This is a genomic window from Thauera butanivorans, from assembly GCF_048398245.1.
GTDB lineage: Bacteria > Pseudomonadota > Gammaproteobacteria > Burkholderiales > Rhodocyclaceae > Thauera > Thauera butanivorans.
Map to the genome: position 1 here is coordinate 923,320 of NZ_CP183038.1, position 17,524 is coordinate 940,843.

Annotated in this window: 14 protein-coding genes; 8 read left to right on the top strand and 6 right to left on the bottom strand. The window is 66.2% G+C overall.

Annotation, left to right across the window (positions count from 1 at the left end):
- The first annotated feature begins 300 nt into the window (after positions 1 to 300).
- Entirely contained in the window at positions 301 to 2,238 is a 1,938-nt protein-coding gene (locus ACNQFN_RS04420; protein ID WP_418648100.1) for an LTA synthase family protein, read from the top strand.
- A gap of 18 nt (positions 2,239 to 2,256) precedes the next feature.
- Here ACNQFN_RS04420 and ACNQFN_RS04425 read toward each other — a convergent pair whose 3' ends face one another.
- Both ACNQFN_RS04425 and ACNQFN_RS04430 read right to left on the bottom strand, forming a co-directional pair.
- Positions 2,257 to 3,060: an IclR family transcriptional regulator gene (locus tag ACNQFN_RS04425; protein ID WP_068639050.1), complete on the bottom strand. Its 804-nt coding sequence runs from the start codon at positions 3,058 to 3,060 to the stop codon at positions 2,257 to 2,259.
- A gap of 80 nt (positions 3,061 to 3,140) precedes the next feature.
- Entirely contained in the window at positions 3,141 to 3,977 is an 837-nt protein-coding gene (locus ACNQFN_RS04430) for an IclR family transcriptional regulator (RefSeq protein ID WP_418648101.1), read from the bottom strand.
- A gap of 163 nt (positions 3,978 to 4,140) precedes the next feature.
- Here ACNQFN_RS04430 and ACNQFN_RS04435 point away from each other — a divergent pair, with 163 nt between their 5' ends.
- The 6 genes from ACNQFN_RS04435 to ACNQFN_RS04460 all read left to right on the top strand — a co-directional run bounded on the left by ACNQFN_RS04435 (position 4,141) and on the right by ACNQFN_RS04460 (position 11,854).
- Positions 4,141 to 5,739 carry a GMC family oxidoreductase gene (locus tag ACNQFN_RS04435; RefSeq protein WP_418648102.1) on the top strand — a complete coding sequence of 533 codons (1,599 nt, stop codon included), beginning with the start codon at positions 4,141 to 4,143 and terminating at the stop codon, positions 5,737 to 5,739.
- 94 nt (positions 5,740 to 5,833) lie between these two features.
- Positions 5,834 to 7,168, top strand: coding sequence for an MFS transporter (locus ACNQFN_RS04440; protein WP_418648103.1), 1,335 nt, complete (start codon positions 5,834 to 5,836; stop codon positions 7,166 to 7,168).
- A 288-nt stretch (positions 7,169 to 7,456) separates the two neighbouring features.
- A complete protein-coding gene (gene xsc / locus ACNQFN_RS04445) occupies positions 7,457 to 9,280 on the top strand; it encodes a sulfoacetaldehyde acetyltransferase (RefSeq protein WP_418648104.1) in 1,824 nt (607 codons plus the stop codon).
- Positions 9,281 to 9,474: 194 nt separating this feature from the next.
- Entirely contained in the window at positions 9,475 to 10,491 is a 1,017-nt protein-coding gene (gene pta, locus ACNQFN_RS04450; protein ID WP_418648105.1) for a phosphate acetyltransferase, read from the top strand.
- A gap of 30 nt (positions 10,492 to 10,521) precedes the next feature.
- Positions 10,522 to 11,283: a TSUP family transporter gene (locus ACNQFN_RS04455; protein ID WP_068639665.1), complete on the top strand. Its 762-nt coding sequence runs from the start codon at positions 10,522 to 10,524 to the stop codon at positions 11,281 to 11,283.
- Between the two features lie 184 nt (positions 11,284 to 11,467).
- A complete protein-coding gene (locus ACNQFN_RS04460; protein ID WP_418648106.1) occupies positions 11,468 to 11,854 on the top strand; it encodes a hypothetical protein in 387 nt (128 codons plus the stop codon).
- 57 nt (positions 11,855 to 11,911) lie between these two features.
- Here the strand turns inward: ACNQFN_RS04460 and ACNQFN_RS04465 are convergent, their stop codons facing one another.
- The 4 genes from ACNQFN_RS04465 to ACNQFN_RS04480 form a co-directional block, all read right to left on the bottom strand.
- Positions 11,912 to 12,289, bottom strand: a complete 378-nt coding sequence (locus ACNQFN_RS04465; RefSeq protein WP_068639667.1) for a Lin0512 family protein — start codon at positions 12,287 to 12,289, stop codon at positions 11,912 to 11,914.
- On the bottom strand, positions 12,282 to 12,635 hold the full coding sequence (locus ACNQFN_RS04470; RefSeq protein ID WP_418648107.1) for a Lin0512 family protein: 354 nt from the start codon (positions 12,633 to 12,635) through the stop codon (positions 12,282 to 12,284). Before ACNQFN_RS04470 ends, ACNQFN_RS04465 begins: the two co-directional genes overlap by 8 nt.
- A gap of 65 nt (positions 12,636 to 12,700) precedes the next feature.
- The gene (locus ACNQFN_RS04475; RefSeq protein WP_418648108.1) at positions 12,701 to 14,443 is read right to left on the bottom strand and encodes a cobaltochelatase CobT-related protein; all 1,743 of its coding nucleotides are present in this window, start codon (positions 14,441 to 14,443) and stop codon (positions 12,701 to 12,703) included.
- Positions 14,443 to 15,423 carry an AAA family ATPase gene (locus ACNQFN_RS04480; protein WP_068639670.1) on the bottom strand — a complete coding sequence of 327 codons (981 nt, stop codon included), beginning with the start codon at positions 15,421 to 15,423 and terminating at the stop codon, positions 14,443 to 14,445. Before ACNQFN_RS04480 ends, ACNQFN_RS04475 begins: the two co-directional genes overlap by 1 nt.
- A 241-nt stretch (positions 15,424 to 15,664) precedes the next feature.
- On the opposite strand from ACNQFN_RS04480, the gene xsc (ACNQFN_RS04485) reads away from it, so the two are divergent.
- Complete coding sequence (gene xsc / locus ACNQFN_RS04485; protein ID WP_418648104.1) at positions 15,665 to 17,488, top strand: sulfoacetaldehyde acetyltransferase; 1,824 nt, start codon at positions 15,665 to 15,667, stop codon at positions 17,486 to 17,488.
- The last annotated feature ends 36 nt before the right edge of the window (positions 17,489 to 17,524 follow it).

A 17,524-nucleotide genomic window follows, 5' to 3' on the forward strand; every position in this document is an offset into this window, starting at 1 on the left:
AATCGCCCGCAAGGGGAGTTGACGATTGCGGGCCGGCTGGCCCGCAAGGCGCGAAGGCCGGCAGTGCGCGTCTGCTGTCGATGAGTTCCTGATGGGCGAGAGTCTGCTGCCGCGCTGAGCTTCGGCGCTCATCGGTGATTGGGGGGCGGCCTGCGGGCCGCCGCCTCGTTTTTGCCGGCGTCGGGCGTAATGCCTTGTCGCAATTGAGCCTGTTGCATTGCCGCAAGCGCGGGGCGGATTCCGATTCACAGTGATGTTACAGCGGTATTATTGCCGGCCATCCAGTCCGGGAGTATCGCCGTGTCCCGTTCCGCCCTGTTCCATTCCATCACTCCACCGTCAACCCCGTCGCTCACGATGCTGCGCGGCTGGGCCTGTGCGATGGGTATCGTGGTGGCATGGTACGTGGCTGCACAGGCCGGTATCGCCTTTGCCATCGGCGTATCGCCGGGGCAGGACGCCTGGCTGCGCGACCTGGCTGCCCATCTGCTGGCGGGGACGGCGCTGTTCCTGATGGCGCGCAGCCTGAAGCGCTTTGCGCTGGCGATGGCGATCGTGTTTTCGGCCTTCACCGTGTCCAACGCGATCAAGCTCGCGGTGCTCGGCGGGCCGGTGATGCCGGACGATTTCATCGCCGCAAAGAATCTCTTTTTGTTGCTCGAAGGCTGGCAATTGTGGGGCAGCGTGGCCATGCTGGCGGTGCCGCTGGCGGGCCTGCTGTGGATGTTCGCCTGGCGGCAGCCGCGGGCCTGGCTGGCGCTGGCCGGCGTGGTGCTGGCGGTGATGGCGGTGGTGCGGCATCCGGCGCCGGTCGTGAGCTGGATGGACGCCCGTTTCGGCGACTGGGTGTGGAACCAGCGCGGCAACTACGAGATGCGCGGCCTGCCCATCCACCTTGCCCAGGAGGCCGCACGCAATCTGTCTCGCCGCCTGCCGCCGCCGCAGGCCGGCGAAGTCGATGAGGCGCTGGCACGGCTGGGGGCCAAGCCGCCCAGCGGTTTCTTCAAGGCGGCGCAGCAGTCGAGTGGCGGTGCCGGCCGCAACGTGCACATGATCGTGCTCGAATCCTTCTGGGACCCGACGCCGCTGAAGGCGGCCGGGCTGTCGGCCGACCCGCTCGACCCGGCTTTCCGCAAGCTGTGGAAGGCCACCGGCAATGCCAGGGCGCTGTCGCCGGTGTTCGGCGGCTATACCGCCAATGCCGAGTTTGAGGCCTTGTGCGGTTTCCCGGTGCGGGCCGACGCGGTGTTCTTCGAAGGCAGCCTGCGCCGCGACGTACCTTGCCTGCCGCGTCATCTCGGCGAAGCGGGCTATCGCAGCATCGCCTCCCATCCCAATTCCGCGCCGTTCTGGAATCGCATCAACGCCTACGGCCGGGTCGGCTTCGGGCAGTACTGGTCCGACCGCGACTTCGTGCTCGACGACATGAACCGCGAATTCCTCAGCGACGCCTCGCTCTATCGCCAGGTGCTGGAGCGCATCGGCCCGGATCTGGAGAACGGCCAGCCGCTGTTCAACTACGTGCTGACCTATTTCGGCCATCTCGACTATCCGCTCAACGAAGCGCGCCCGCCGGTCATCGAGGCCCGCAGCGAGAACGAACTGGTGGCGGCGTATGCCAATACCGTCTACTACAAGTCGCGCGAGCTGATGGCCTTCCTGCGCGAACTGCGCGAACGCGACCCCGAGGCCATCATCGTGCTGTTCGGCGACCATCTGCCGTCGCTGGGCTGGAATCATGGCGGCTATGCCGAATCGGGCCTGCTCGCCGCCAGCCGCAGCGAGTTCGACGACGCCATGTTCCGCACGCTGGTCGCCACGCCGCTGGTCGTCATCGACGGCCGCCGCGGCCCGGTGCGTACCGGCGATCTGCCGATCTATGCCTTGCCGGCGCTGATTCTCGACCTCCTCGGCGACGAGCGCGACAGCATGCTGCGCTTCGTCGCCCAGGCCGACGACGAGATCCGTGTGCGGCCGCTGCCGGGCATGCATTTCACGCTGGAGGGGAAAGCGCTGACGGTCTGCCGCCAGGGCGGGGATAAGCCGGCCTGCGAGGCGTCGAATGCCTGGATCGAGGCCGTTTCGGTGCTCGAGCGCGATATCTTCAGCGGCGCGCAGCATGCCTTGCGGGCGCCCATGCGTACGGACATGCTGCAGACCGTCGAACTCGAACTGGACGGCATCGGCGGCGGGCTGCTGTCCGATGTGCTGGCGGCCGATAGCGACAACGACGTGTGATCGCGGCCCGCCGGCGTTTCAGGCCGGCGCGGGCAGGCCGGCGTTTTCGGCCTCGATGGCGGCCAGGGCATCGACGGCCCGCCGCAGCGCGGGCAGCGAGTCGAGGGCGTTGTGCTCGGTCATCCGCATGATCGGCGCCTGGATCGCGATCCCCATGTTCGAGCGGCCCGTGGGCGAAGGCACCAGCATGGCGATGCAGAACAGCCCGGGCAGGAATTCCTCGTTGTCGAAAGCGTAGCCGACGTGGCTGACATGCTCGATTTCCGCTTCCAGCGCATCGATTTCCACCAGCGTGCGTGGCGTGTATTGCATCAAGGGGGCGTGCGCCAGCAGGCGGCGGCGCTGGGTGGGCGTCATCTGCGCCAGGAAGAGTTTGCCGCTCGCCGAACAATGGACCGGGACGCGCGACCCCGGGTGCAGGTAGAAGCGTAGCGGGGCGGCCGTCTCGACCCGGTCGAGGTAGAGCACTTCGCTGCCCGACAGCGCGGTGAGATTGCAGCTTTCGCCGATCTCCTCGACGAGCTGGCGCAGCACGGTGTGGCGTGCGCCGTGCAGCGTGTCGTTGAGCAGCAGATTCTCGGCCAGGCGGCGCAGGCGTGCGCCGGTACCGTACTGGCGCCCGTCGCTGTCGCGCTGGAGCATGCCGGCCGCCTCGAGCTGCTGCAGCATGCGGTGGACGGTCGGTTTCGGCAGTCCGGTCTCCTCGACCAGCCCTTGCAGCGTCACCAGTTGATCCTTGGCGGCGATCACTTCAAGCAGCGCAAGCAGGCGCATCGTGGGTGTGTCGCCGTCGAGCCTGGCGTGTCCGGGACGCTCGTTCATGTCGATGCCTTCATTCCGTTCCATGAAAGGGTAGGCATCGTACCGTTTTTTGCTTTATCGAGCCCGTGCCGTGGCTGGCCTCAGGCTGCGAACAATACTTCCTGCATCGTATCCGCGGCGATGCGCAGATGGCCCAGGTTGGCGTGCAGGTCGTCCAGCGAGAGGCGGGCGGTCGGGCCGTGGCAGGCGATCGCGGCGACGGGCCTGGCGCTCTTGTCCACTATCGGCACCGCTATCGCGATCATGCCGCGCACGAACTCCTCGTTATCCACGCCATGGCGCTTGGTCGCCAGCCGCGCCAGCTCCGCTTCGAGTTCCTGCCGGTCGGTGATCGTATGCGGCGAATGACGGGTCAGCGGCATATGGGCCAGCAGGCTTCGGCGTTCGAGCAGCGGCATCGTGGCGAGGAACAGCTTGCCGCTGGCGGTGCAGTGCATCGGCACCCAGGTACCGGGAGGCAGGTGCATGCGAAGCGGTTCATGGGTTTCCACACGCTCGACGTAAAGCACGCGGCCGGCGTCGGGAACGGTGAGATTGCAGGTTTCGCCGAGTTTGCGCACCAGGTTGCGCAGCACGGCGCGGCATTCGCGCCTCAGGTTCGGACTGCGGAGGATCTGCAGCGCAAGCGTGGTTGCGCGCGGACCGACGACGAAGCCTCGCTCGGCAGGCATGTGCAAGACATAGCCGTGCGCTTCCATTGCGCGCAGCAGGCGCATCAGCGTGCTTTTCGGCACCCGCATCAGGCTTCCGAGCTGGGCCAGGGTCAGGGGCTGCCGCGATTCGTTCAGATGTTCGAGGAGGATCAGCGGCCGCAGGCGCCTGATGTCCTCCGCCTGCCCGGGAAGCGTGTCCCCGTCCGGTGCGTCCAACTCGGTCTCGCGGTCCTTTTGGTCCGCTTCCGCCAGCTTTCGTTTCACTTTCGCGGCCTCGTGCAGATTTTCATTGGTTTTGCAAATGGATCGATCGATAGTGATTATGAAGCAAATTTCGGAATGAATCGTTTCATTTTAAAAAATTTTTGGCGGCTGGCAGCGTGTCGCTTCTGTCCGCCGAGCGCCCAAGGGAGGTTTTTCAATGTCGATGGAATTCGATTACATCGTGGTCGGCGCGGGTTCGGCGGGATGCGTCCTGGCCAACCGCCTCAGTGCGGATCCGGGCAACAGCGTGCTGTTGCTCGAAGCGGGCGGGGCCGACCGCAATCCGTGGATCCACATTCCGGTCGGCTACTTCAAGACCATGCACGATCCCGAACTCGACTGGTGCTATCGCACCGAACCGGACGAAGGCATTGCCGGACGCCAGTTGCAGTGGCCACGCGGCAAGGTGCTGGGTGGTTCGAGCTCGCTCAACGGCCTGCTGTACGTACGTGGCCAGCGCGAGGACTACGACCGCTGGGCGGCACTCGGCAACAAGGGTTGGAACTATGAGGAAGTCCTGCCCTACTTCAAACGCTCGGAGGATCAGGAGCGCGGCGCCGACGAGTGGCACGGTGTCGGCGGGCCCTTGAAGGTATCGGATCTGCGCCTGCGCCGTCCGATCGCCGATTACTTCATTGCTGCCGCTCAGGACATCGGCATTCCCTATAACGACGACTACAACGGTGCCTCACAGGAGGGGGTCGGCTACTTTCAGCAGACCGCGCACAAGGGATTGCGCTGGAGCACGGCGAAAGGTTTCCTGAAGCCGGCCAGGACGCGTGCCAATCTTGCCGTGGAGACGAAGGCACAGACGACGCGCGTGCTGTTCGAAGGCAGGCGGGCGGTCGGGGTCGAGTTCCTGCAGGGCGGTGTGCTGCGCCAGGCACGTGCGCGAGCCGAGGTCGTTCTCGCTTGCGGCGCGATCGGCTCGCCGCAGATCCTGCAGAACTCGGGGGTCGGCCCGGCCGATCTGCTGCGCAGGGTCGGGGTGGAGGTACGTCACGCGCTGCCCGGCGTCGGCCAGAATCTGCAGGACCATCTGCAGGTACGCCTCGTATACAAGACTCGTGCGCGCACGCTCAACGACGAGGTCAACAGCCCGATCCGCAAGCTGTGGATCGGGCTGCAGTACATGCTGTCGCGCACCGGGCCGCTGACCCTGGCCGCCAGCCAGGTCGCAATCTTCACGCGCTCCGCGCCGGATGTGGAGCGGCCGGACATCCAGTTCCACATGCAGCCGCTGAGCGCGGACAAGCCGGGCGAAGGGGCGCACCCGTTCTCGGCCTTCACCGCCTCGGTATGCCAGTTGCGTCCGTACAGCCGGGGGCAGGTCGAAATCCGCTCGGCCGATCCGCTGGCCTATCCCGCGATCCATCCCAATTACCTGTCCGACGAGCGCGACCACCCCGTCGTCGTCGGCGGCATCAAGGTGGCGCGGCGCATCGCTGCGGCGCCCTCGCTCGCGCCCCACATCCTGTCCGAGTTCGTGCCGGGCAGCGGCTTTGCGACCGATGATGAGCTGCTCGACGCTGCACGGCGCTACAGCCAGTCCATCTACCACCCGGTCGGGACCTGCAAGATGGGCCAGGACCCGATGGCGGTGGTCGACGAGCGCCTGCGCGTCCATGGCGTCGACCGCCTGCGCGTCGTCGATGCTTCCATCATGCCCGAGCTGGTTTCGGGCAACACCAACGCCCCGACCATCATGATCGCCGAAAAGGCGGCGGACATGATTCTCGACGATGGCGCGCTTCTCCATTGAAACCCCAACCGACAGGAGTGCCGAAGCCACCCCCATTCTCCATCCTCGTAGCTGTTCCGCATCACGAAAAGATAACTATTCTGGAGACAAGAACATGCATGATCCGACCAAGAAGGGCAAAGACCCGAAGGAAGCACGGCGCGTAGTAACGGCGAGCCTGATCGGCGCCACCATCGAGTGGTATGACTTCTTTCTGTACGGTGTCGTCGCCGGCATCGTTTTCAACAAGCTGTACTTTCCGGTCGACGATCCGATGGTGTCGACGATGCTCGCCTACGGAACTTTTGCCGTCGGTTTCATCAGCCGGCCGCTGGGCGGCGTCATCTTCGGCCACTTCGGCGACAAGATCGGACGCAAAAGCATGCTCGTCATGACGCTGATGATCATGGGCGTGGCGACGGTGCTGATCGGTCTTGTGCCGACCTACGACCAGATCGGCATCTGGGCGCCGATCCTGCTGCTCGTCCTGCGCGTGGCCCAGGGCATCGGCCTCGGCGGCGAATGGGGCGGCGCGGTGCTGATGGCCTTCGAGTATGCGCCGAAGGAAAAGCGTGGCCTGTATGCGAGCATCCCGCAGATCGGCCTGGCGCTCGGCCTGTGCATGGCGTCCGGTGTCGTCGCTCTGCTGTCGTCGATGCTGAGCGATGAGCAGTTCCTGTCCTGGGGCTGGCGCGTCGCCTTCCTGCTGTCCTTCCTGCTCGTCGTCGTCGGCATGTACATCCGCCTGAGCGTGATGGAAACGCCCGAGTTCGCGAAGGTCAAGGCTTCGGGCCAGGAGGTCAAGCTGCCGATCAAGGAAGTGATCACGAAGTCGCCGGGCAACGTGCTGGCGGGGATGGGGGCACGCTACATCGACGGCGTGTTCTTCAACGTCTTCGGCGTGTTCTCGATCGCCTACCTGACGCAGACGCTGAATCTGAGTCGCACCGATGCGCTGCTCGGCGTCATGGCCGCCGCGCTCGTGATGGTGGTCACGATCCCGCTGTTCGGCAGGCTGTCCGACCGCATCGGACGGACGCGGATCTACTTCTGGGGCTCGCTGCTGACCGGCCTGTCGGCCTTCATCGGTTTCTGGTTCATGAAGCACAGCGACGGCAACATGCTGATCGTCTGGCTGTCGATCATCATCCCGTTCGGCGTCTTCTACGCTGCCGTATATGGTCCGGAGGCCGCGCTGTTCTGCGAACTGTTCGATGCACGGGTGCGCTACACCGGCATTTCCTTCGTATATCAGTTCTCGGGCATCTTCGCCGGCGGCCTGACGCCGATCATCGCCACCTACCTGCTCTCGAAGGGGCATGGCGAGCCCTGGCTGATCTGCGCCTACGTCATGTTTGCCGCGGTCGTCAGTGCGCTGTCGGCGTCCTGGATCGGGCGCAGGCAGCAGGCGGCGGTGCAGCCGCTGCAGTCGAGCGCACGCCGCGCCTGAGCGCGCGTGTCCAGCCGGGGCCGGCGACGCTTGCGTCGCCGGCCCCGCGTCGTGCCGTTCGCGTTTCTGGAGTCTTTTTGCAGGCCCGGATGACGTGATGCGGCGCACGACACGCCCTTTCTGCCTTGATCTCTTGTTTATATTCCGAAAAAACATACATTTTGATTCGATTTTTGGAATTTGTAGTTGACGCGATGTACGCGCGGCACTAGAGTTCCGATCATGTTTCGTTTATCGGAACTTTTTGTACCGTTTAAATCAATACCGAATCGCACCGAGGAGACCCCCATGAGCCAGCCGCAATCCCTTTCCGATGGCCGCACGATCCCGAGCGGCCCGACCAAGATGACGCCGTCCGAAGCCTTCGTCGAAACCCTGGTGGCCAACGGCGTCACCGACATGTTCGGGATCATGGGCTCGGCGTTCATGGACGCGATGGACATCTTCGCGCCGGCGGGGATCCGGCTGATTCCGGTGGTGCACGAGCAGGGCGCGGGCCACATGGCCGACGGCTATGCGCGGGTGTCGGGCCGTCACGGCGTGGTGATCGGGCAGAACGGCCCGGGGATCAGCAACTGCGTGACGGCGATCGGTGCGGCCTACTGGGCGCACAGCCCGGTGGTGATCGTGACGCCGGAGACGGGCACGATGACGATGGGGCTGGGCGGCTTCCAGGAATGCAAGCAGTTGCCGATGTTCCAGGAGTTCACGAAGTACCAGGGCCACGTCACGCACCCGGCGCGGATGGCCGAGTACACCGGTCGCTGCTTCGACCGGGCGATGAGCGAAATGGGCCCGACGCAGCTGAACATCCCGCGCGACTACTTCTACGGCGAGATCACCTGCGAGATCCCGAAGCCGGCGCGGCTGGACCGCGGCGCGGGCGGCGAGCACAGCCTGGACGAAGCGGCCGAGCTGCTGGCCAAGGCGAAGTTCCCGGTGATCATCTCGGGCGGCGGCGTGGTGATGGCCGACGCGGTCGAGGAATGCAAGGCGCTGGCCGAGCGTCTGGGCGCGCCGGTGGTCAACAGCTACCTGCACAACGACTCGTTCCCGGCGAGCCACCCGCTGTGGTGCGGCCCGCTGGGCTACCAGGGTTCGAAGGCGGCGATGAAGCTGATGAGCCAGGCCGACGTGGTGGTGGCGCTCGGTTCGCGGCTGGGCCCGTTCGGCACGCTGCCGCAGCACGGCATGGACTACTGGCCGAAGAACGCCAAGATCATCCAGATCGACGCGGACAACAAGATGCTGGGCCTGGTGAAGAAGATCTCGGTGGGCATCTGCGGCGACGCCAAGGCGGCGGCGGTGGCGCTGACGTCGCGGCTTGCGAAGCGCACGCTCGAGTGCGATGCGAGCAAGGCCGAGCGCGCGGCCAAGGTGGCGGCCGAGAAAGCGGCGTGGGAAAAGGAACTGGACGAATGGACGCACGAGCGCGACCCGTTCAGCCTGGACATGATCGAAGAGAACGCGAAGGAAAAGCCGTTCTCGGGCGGAGAATACCTGCACCCGCGCCAGGTGCTGCGCGAGCTGGAAAAGGCGATGCCCGAAGACGTGATGGTGTCGACGGACATCGGCAACATCAACTCGGTGGCCAACAGCTACCTTCGGTTCGAGAAGCCGAGGAGCTTCTTCGCGGCGATGAGCTTCGGCAACTGCGGCTACGCGTTCCCGACGATCATCGGCGCGAAGGTGGCGGCGCCGCACCGTCCGGCGGTGTCGTACGCGGGCGACGGTGCGTGGGGCATGAGCCTGATGGAGACGATGACCTGCGTGCGTCACAACATCCCGGTGACGGCGGTGGTGTTCCACAACCGTCAGTGGGGCGCGGAGAAGAAGAACCAGGTGGACTTCTACAACCGCCGCTTCGTCGCGGGCGAGCTGGACAACCAGAGCTTTGCGGAGATCGCGCGGGCGATGGGTGCGGAAGGGATCACGGTGGATCGTCTGGAGGACGTGGGTCCGGCGCTGAAGAAGGCGATCGAGCTGCAGATGAACGAGGGCAAGACGACGATCATCGAGATCATGTGCACGCGCGAGCTGGGCGACCCGTTCCGTCGCGATGCGCTCTCGAAGCCGGTGCGCTTCCTGGACAAGTACAAGGACTACGTCTGAGCGGCAACGCGCCGTGAAACAAACCCCGCCTGAGAACGGCGGGGGTGGATTTACCCTCCCTCAATTCCGACCCCTCTCCCCTGATCGGATTGAGATTGGCCGGCATCGCACGCTTGTGGGGCTGTGATGCCGGCTTTTTTTTTGTGCCTTTTTCGATGTGCCGCCGGACACGGCGGCCATGAGGATGCCGAAACATGAAAGCGATCAACCGGATCATCGACCGTGCCCGCGCCAGGCCCGGGCGCGTCGTGCTGTGCGAGGGCGACGACCCGCGCGTGTTGCAGGCTGCGCTGCGCGCCACGCGCGAAGGCACGGCGCACATCCTGCTCGTCGGTGAGCGGCAGCGGATCACCCAGCTGGCCGAGGACGAGGCCATCGACCTCGGCGGCATGACGCTGATCGATCCGGCGGATTCGCCGCTTGCCGCCGGCTATGCCGAAACCCTGTTCCGCCTGCGCGAGAAGAAGGGCATGACGCTCGCCCAGGCCCAGCAGGAAGTGCTCAAGCCTCTGGTCTTCGCCAACATGATGGTGCGCGCCGGCGATGCCGACGGTTCGGTGGCCGGTGCGGTGCATACCACGGCCGACGTCGTGCGCACCGCGATCCAGGTGATCGGCACCGACCCGTCGTTCAAGCTGGTGTCGAGCTTCTTCCTGATGATGATGTGCGAGCCCTTCCACAGCCTGAAAGGCGGCCTGATCTTCTCCGACTGCGGCCTGGTGGTCGAGCCGAATGCGGAAGAGCTGTCCGAGATCGCGATGGCGGCGGCCGACAGTGCGCGCACCTTGCTGGGCGAGGAGCCGCGGGTGGCGATGCTGTCGTTCTCGACCAGCGGCAGCGCCAAGCATGCGGCGGTCGACAAGGTCACGGCCGCCGCCGAGCGGGTCAAGGCGATGCGCCCGGGGCTGGCCATCGACGGCGACGTGCAGCTCGATGCCGCGATCGTCGCCGAGATCGCCAATCGCAAGCTGCCCGAATCCCAGGTCAAGGGCAAGGCCAACGTACTCATCTTCCCCAACCTGGAAGCGGGTAACATCGGCTACAAGCTGGCCGAGCGCGTCGGCGGCGCGGTGGCGATCGGACCCTTGCTGCAAGGGCTCGCCAAGCCGGCCAACGACCTGTCGCGCGGCTGCAGTTCGGAGGACGTGTTCCACGTCATCGCCGTCACGGTGGTGCAGGCACACGAAGTTGCGGCGAAGGCCGGCGGCTGAGCGCGGCGCCGGGCGCCGGGACGCACTGACATGGACATCGAAACCACCGCCGCCCTGCTGGGCGTCATCGCTGTCGGCACCTATTTCCAGACCGTGACCGGATTCGGGCTGGGGATGATCGTCATGGGCATCACCAGCGGTTTCGGGCTGGCGCCGATCACCATGGTCGCCGTCCTCATCAGTCTGGTGACGCTGGTCAACAGTGCGGTGGCGCTGCCAGGCAAGCTGCACCACATCGACTGGCCGGCATCACGCGCCGTGCTGCTCGGCGTGGTGCCCTCGGTGGTCTGCGGGGTGTTGTTGCTCGAGTATCTGAGCGCGGCCGCGGCACTGCTGCTCGAACTCCTGCTCGGCATCACGATCATCTACAGCGGCATCGTCTTCATGCTGCGGCCCACGCCGCTGAGCGAGCGCTCGTCCAGGGGCAGTTTCTTCGTCAGCGGCTTCTTCTCCGGCCTGTTCGGTGGCCTGTTCGGCATGGCCGGCCCGCCGGTGATCTTCCACTTCTACCGCCAGCCCTTCAGCCTGGAGACGATCCGCAACATGCTGTTGCTGACCTTCGCCTTCACGTCCGGGGTGCGCACGATCTTCGCCGGCACCCAGGGCACCTTCACCCAGGAAGTCTGGGTGCTGGTCGCCTTCACCGTGCCGCTGGTGACCCTGGCGACGCTGGCCGGGCGCCGCTATCCGCCGCCGTTCTCGGCGATCACGATGCGGCGCATCGCCTTCGGCGTGCTGATCCTGATCGGCGGTGGCCTGGTCTTCAATGCCGTGAGTTCGATGCTGCGCTGACTGCGGCCACGGGCAGGGGGGCGTCGGCCCGGTGCTTTTTGCGCACCCGAGCTGCTTATAACTATTGGTTTTATCGATAGGGGTGTCAAAAAACATCGAGATCACTATTCTCTCGAAACATCGACGCATGTGCTGGCCGTCCGCCGGGGTTTTTGCCCGGTGCCGTTTTCGAGAGGAGATTCCGATGTCCGAGACCCTGTTCGCTTTCATCGCCCTGCTTGCGGTGCTGACGCTTGCCTGGTTCAGGGGGCGGGCCAAGAAGCAGGACGCCATGTCGCGCATCGAGTCCGCGCCGCAGGAGGTCGAGCGCCTGTACCTGCGGCACGCGCCGGACGTCGACGCCTACTGGTTGCACGTGCGCTTCAACGACGGCAAGAAGCGCGTGCTGGCCGCGCCGTGGGAAATCGAAGCCGTGCTGGCGCGGCTCGAAGCGCTCGGCCTGCGGCTTCGCGCCGAGGACGAGGCGCTGCTGGCGCAGCGGGCCGATGCCGCGGCACCGGCTGCGGTACGCACTGCGCAGCAGCGGCACAAGGCCGAGGGAAAGTTCGGGCTGTCGACGCGGGTGGCCTGAACACCGGGCATTCGAACCCGGGCGCTCCCGGCCCGGGTTCGCCTCGGAATGGCGGCCTCAGCGTTCGGCAGCGGCACTGAGCCGCCAGGCGCCGGCTTCGATCGGCAGGAAGGCGGCAATCGCCGCGGTGGCGACGATGTGGGTGGTGCCGGCTTCGGGATCATGGACGTCGAGCCCGCCGAACACCGCCTTCACTTCGGCGCGGCCGCGCGGCAGCGTGGCGGCGACGGCGGCGGTATCGACCTTTTCCGGCGCCTGCACGCCGATCGTCACTTCGACGCGCATGTCGAGGTGGTCGTAGCCGAGCGATCGCAGCAGCACGAGCGAGGAATGGTGCAGGGCGTCCTGCACCGCGCGGCAGGCCGCCTTGGTGTAGTCGCCGCCGTAGAGATCGTTGCCGCTTCCCATTTCGAGGATGATGCGCTTTTCAGTCATGGGCCTGCTCCATGTCGAAGTAGACGACCAGCGCCGCATTCACCATCACGGAGCTGCTGCTGCCATCGGGTTTGGCGACTTCCAGGCCGCCTCTGGAGACGCGGATCGTCGCCTGCCCATAGGGGAAGATCGGCAGCAGCGCGGCGCAGTCCACCGCTTCCGGGCAGGGCACGCCCAGCTCCACGTCGATCTGCATCGCCTCGCGCGGAAAGCCGAAGGCGTCGGCGACGTTGAGCGAGTTGTGCCACAGCGCGTCGCGGATCGCGCGGGCCGCAGCCTGGGTGTAGTCCCGGCTGCGGATCGAGGTGCCCTGGCCGAACTGGACGGCCAGACGTTTCCTTGCCATGTGTTTTCTCCTGTCGAATGCCGCGCCGCCTGGCCGGCACGGAAAGCTGCGCGCGGGCCGGCGCGCTACGGGTTCCGGCGGGCGCCGTGCAGACGGCCGCCGAGCATCTGGGCAATCTCGAAGAACAGCGTGTTGTCCAGCGCCTGGCTCATGTCGGTGGCCAGGCAGCGCCGGTAGAAGGGGCTCAGGTCGAGGCCGACGCCCAGGCCGATGATCTCGACCGCGCCCTGCTGCGTGCGCCGCGCGACCACGTCCTTCAGGTGGTTGTCGAGGTAGAAGGCGTCGTTGGCGAGGCCGGTGGCGCTGTCGGCCGGGCAGCCGTCCGAGATCACCACCAGGATGCGGCGGCGCTCGCCGCGCGCCAGCAGGCGGTTGCAGGCCCAGTCCACCGCCTCGCCGTCGATGCCTTCGCGGAACAGGTCGGCCTTCAGCAGCGCGGCGACATCGGTGCGTGCCCGCCGCCAGTTGCGCTCGGCGTCCTTGAACACCATGTGGCAGACCTCGTTGAGCCGGCCGGGCCGTGGCGGACGGCCCTGGGCGAGCCATTCCCGCCAGGCGCGGCCGCCATTCCACGCAGAGGTGGTGAAGCCGAGCAGCTCGGTGCGCGCGCCGGTCATTTCCAGCGCGCGCAGCAGCACGTCCAGCATCACCGCCACCGCTTCGATGTGGGTCTTCATCGAGCCCGAGCAATCGACCAGGAAGGCGACCACGCAGTCGGCGTGTGGACGCAGGCGATCCTGGCGGAACAGGCGGCGCTCGGTGGGGGAACTGATCAGCTGCGCCAGCCGGCGGCCGTCCACCCGGCCTTCCTCCTCGCCAAACAGCCAGCCATCGTGCCGGGGTTCGGCCAGCGCCGCGCCAAGCATGCGCGCCAAGCGGGCGAGGTTGAGGCCTTGTTCGGCGATGCGCTTGTCGAGCCGCTCGCGCAGTTCGCGCAGCAAGGCCTTGCGTACCAGGCCGGCTGCGGCGACTTCGCTGTCGAAGCGGGTGGTGAATACGCGATAGGCATGCTCGGCCTCGTCGAAGACCTTGCTGGTGCCGGTCGTGGCGGCGGCGATGCCGTCGTCGTCGCCGTCCTGGTCGAAATCGAGCAGCAGGGCGAATTCGCGCAGCGTCTCGTCGTCGCTTTCGTCGCTGTCGTCGGTGTCCGCGGCGGCGGCCTGCTCGGCGCGCACGCGCTCGCCGACGATGGCGGCGATGGCGAGCGCATGGACGGCGAACGCGCGCTGCTCGGCCCGGCTGCGGCGGAGGCCCGCCAGGTGCGTGCCCAGTTCCCCGGCCAGCGAGAAGCGCATGCTCTCGATGTAGTCCTCGGTTTCCTCCAGCACGCGCAAGCTGGTCAGGCGCGACCAGCACATCTGCGCCACGGTGTACAGCAGCATGCCCAGCGTGCTGTCGGTGAGGCCGGAGCGGTAGAAGGCCAGCGACCAGTTCTCGAAGCGGCGATGCAGGTTGTCGGCCATGCCCGCCATGTCCGCGGGCACGAAAGTCTCGACCCGCAACTGCTCGAGCAGCTCGAACACCAGGCGCTCGACCGGGTCGGCGGGGCACAGGCTGCGGTGCAGCGCGGGGTCGGAGTGGAGCAGGCGCAACGCCATGCCGTCGGCCGCGGCGCGGCAGTCGCCGAAGCCGCTTTCGCCGGCATCGACGCGCAGGTGCGGCGCGTGCATGGCCAGCGGCCGCTCGCCGGCATACAGGCGGCGGCCGCGGTAGTGCAGCCGGCGGTCGCCGGTCAGCGCGCGCAGCGTGGCGGCGCACAGCTCCTCGACGCGCTGCTGGCGCCTCGCCTTTTGCTGGGCGCTGGACATCACTGCGCTCCGGGCGCGCGCATCCAGGATTCGTCCAGTTCGGTGCCGAAGCAGCGCTGGTAGTACTCGGCCACGATCGGGCGCTCGGCCTCGTCGCACTTGTTGAGGAAGGACAGCCGGAAGGCCAGTGCCGGATCGCGGAAGATCTCGCAGTTCTCCGCCCAGGTGATCACGGTGCGCGGCGACATCAGCGTCGACAGGTCGCCGGCGGCGAAGCCCTTGCGGGTCAGTTCGGCGACCGTGACCATGGCCGAGATCAGCTTGCGGCCCCTGTCGTCGTTCTTGGCCGGCACGCGTGCCAGCACGATCGCCATCTCTTCGTCGTGCGGCAGGTAGTTCAGCGTGGCGACGATGTTCCAGCGGTCGATCTGGGCATGGTTCAGCACCTGGGTGCCGTGGTACATGCCCGACAGGTTGCCCAGGCCGACGGTGTTGGAGGTGGCGAACAGCCGGAACCAGGGGTGGGGGTGGATCACCCGGTTCTGGTCGAGCAGCGTGAACTTGCCGTCGCGTTCCAGGATGCGCTGGATCACGAACATCACGTCCGGCCGGCCGGCGTCGTATTCGTCGAAGATCAGCGCCACCGGGCGCTGCAGTGCCCACGGCACGATGCCTTCCTGGAACTCGGTCACCTGCAGGCCGTCGCGCAGCACGATGGCGTCCTTGCCGACGAGGTCCAGGCGGCTGATGTGGCCGTCGAGGTTCACCCGCACGCAGGGCCAGTTCAGCCGCGCCGCGACCTGCTCGATGTGGGTGGATTTGCCGGTGCCGTGCAAGCCCTGCACCATCACCCGGCGGTCGCGGCTGAAGCCGGCCAGGATCGCCAGCGTGACGTCGGGGTTGAAGCGGTAGGCGTCGTCGATGTCCGGCACGTGGTCTTCGCGCTCGGCGAAGGCGGGCACCTTCAGATCGGTATCGATTCCGAACACCTCGCGCACCGACACCATGCGGTCGGGGCCTTGCAGGACGAATTCCGTCACCTCTGTCTCCTTGCTTCCTTTTTTGCACTTGCCGGTCCGGCTTGCCGTGCCGCGGGTCGGAGTGCGCATGTGTGGGGTCAGGTAATCTTATTTTAATTCCGAAAATTTGTACATAAAGTTCCGATTTTTGTTTTATTGCTTGACGCCATGCGCGCGCGGCACTAGAGTTCCGATCATGTTTCGTTTATCGGAACTTTTTGTACCGTTTAAATCAATACCGAATCGCACCGAGGAGACCCCCATGAGCCAGCCGCAATCCCTTTCCGATGGCCGCACGATCCCGAGCGGCCCGACCAAGATGACGCCGTCCGAAGCCTTCGTCGAAACCCTGGTGGCCAACGGCGTCACCGACATGTTCGGGATCATGGGCTCGGCGTTCATGGACGCGATGGACATCTTCGCGCCGGCGGGGATCCGGCTGATTCCGGTGGTGCACGAGCAGGGCGCGGGCCACATGGCCGACGGCTATGCGCGGGTGTCGGGCCGTCACGGCGTGGTGATCGGGCAGAACGGCCCGGGGATCAGCAACTGCGTGACGGCGATCGGTGCGGCCTACTGGGCGCACAGCCCGGTGGTGATCGTGACGCCGGAGACGGGCACGATGACGATGGGGCTGGGCGGCTTCCAGGAATGCAAGCAGTTGCCGATGTTCCAGGAGTTCACGAAGTACCAGGGCCACGTCACGCACCCGGCGCGGATGGCCGAGTACACCGGTCGCTGCTTCGACCGGGCGATGAGCGAAATGGGCCCGACGCAGCTGAACATCCCGCGCGACTACTTCTACGGCGAGATCACCTGCGAGATCCCGAAGCCGGCGCGGCTGGACCGCGGCGCGGGCGGCGAGCACAGCCTGGACGAAGCGGCCGAGCTGCTGGCCAAGGCGAAGTTCCCGGTGATCATCTCGGGCGGCGGCGTGGTGATGGCCGACGCGGTCGAGGAATGCAAGGCGCTGGCCGAGCGTCTGGGCGCGCCGGTGGTCAACAGCTACCTGCACAACGACTCGTTCCCGGCGAGCCACCCGCTGTGGTGCGGCCCGCTGGGCTACCAGGGTTCGAAGGCGGCGATGAAGCTGATGAGCCAGGCCGACGTGGTGGTGGCGCTCGGTTCGCGGCTGGGCCCGTTCGGCACGCTGCCGCAGCACGGCATGGACTACTGGCCGAAGAACGCCAAGATCATCCAGATCGACGCGGACAACAAGATGCTGGGCCTGGTGAAGAAGATCTCGGTGGGCATCTGCGGCGACGCCAAGGCGGCGGCGGTGGCGCTGACGTCGCGGCTTGCGAAGCGCACGCTCGAGTGCGATGCGAGCAAGGCCGAGCGCGCGGCCAAGGTGGCGGCCGAGAAAGCGGCGTGGGAAAAGGAACTGGACGAATGGACGCACGAGCGCGACCCGTTCAGCCTGGACATGATCGAAGAGAACGCGAAGGAAAAGCCGTTCTCGGGCGGAGAATACCTGCACCCGCGCCAGGTGCTGCGCGAGCTGGAAAAGGCGATGCCCGAAGACGTGATGGTGTCGACGGACATCGGCAACATCAACTCGGTGGCCAACAGCTACCTTCGGTTCGAGAAGCCGAGGAGCTTCTTCGCGGCGATGAGCTTCGGCAACTGCGGCTACGCGTTCCCGACGATCATCGGCGCGAAGGTGGCGGCGCCGCACCGTCCGGCGGTGTCGTACGCGGGCGACGGTGCGTGGGGCATGAGCCTGATGGAGACGATGACCTGCGTGCGTCACAACATCCCGGTGACGGCGGTGGTGTTCCACAACCGTCAGTGGGGCGCGGAGAAGAAGAACCAGGTGGACTTCTACAACCGCCGCTTCGTCGCGGGCGAGCTGGACAACCAGAGCTTTGCGGAGATCGCGCGGGCGATGGGTGCGGAAGGGATCACGGTGGATCGTCTGGAGGACGTGGGTCCGGCGCTGAAGAAGGCGATCGAGCTGCAGATGAACGAGGGCAAGACGACGATCATCGAGATCATGTGCACGCGCGAGCTGGGCGACCCGTTCCGTCGCGATGCGCTCTCGAAGCCGGTGCGCTTCCTGGACAAGTACAAGGACTACGTCTGAGCGGCAACGCGCCGTGAAACAAACCCCGCCCGAAAG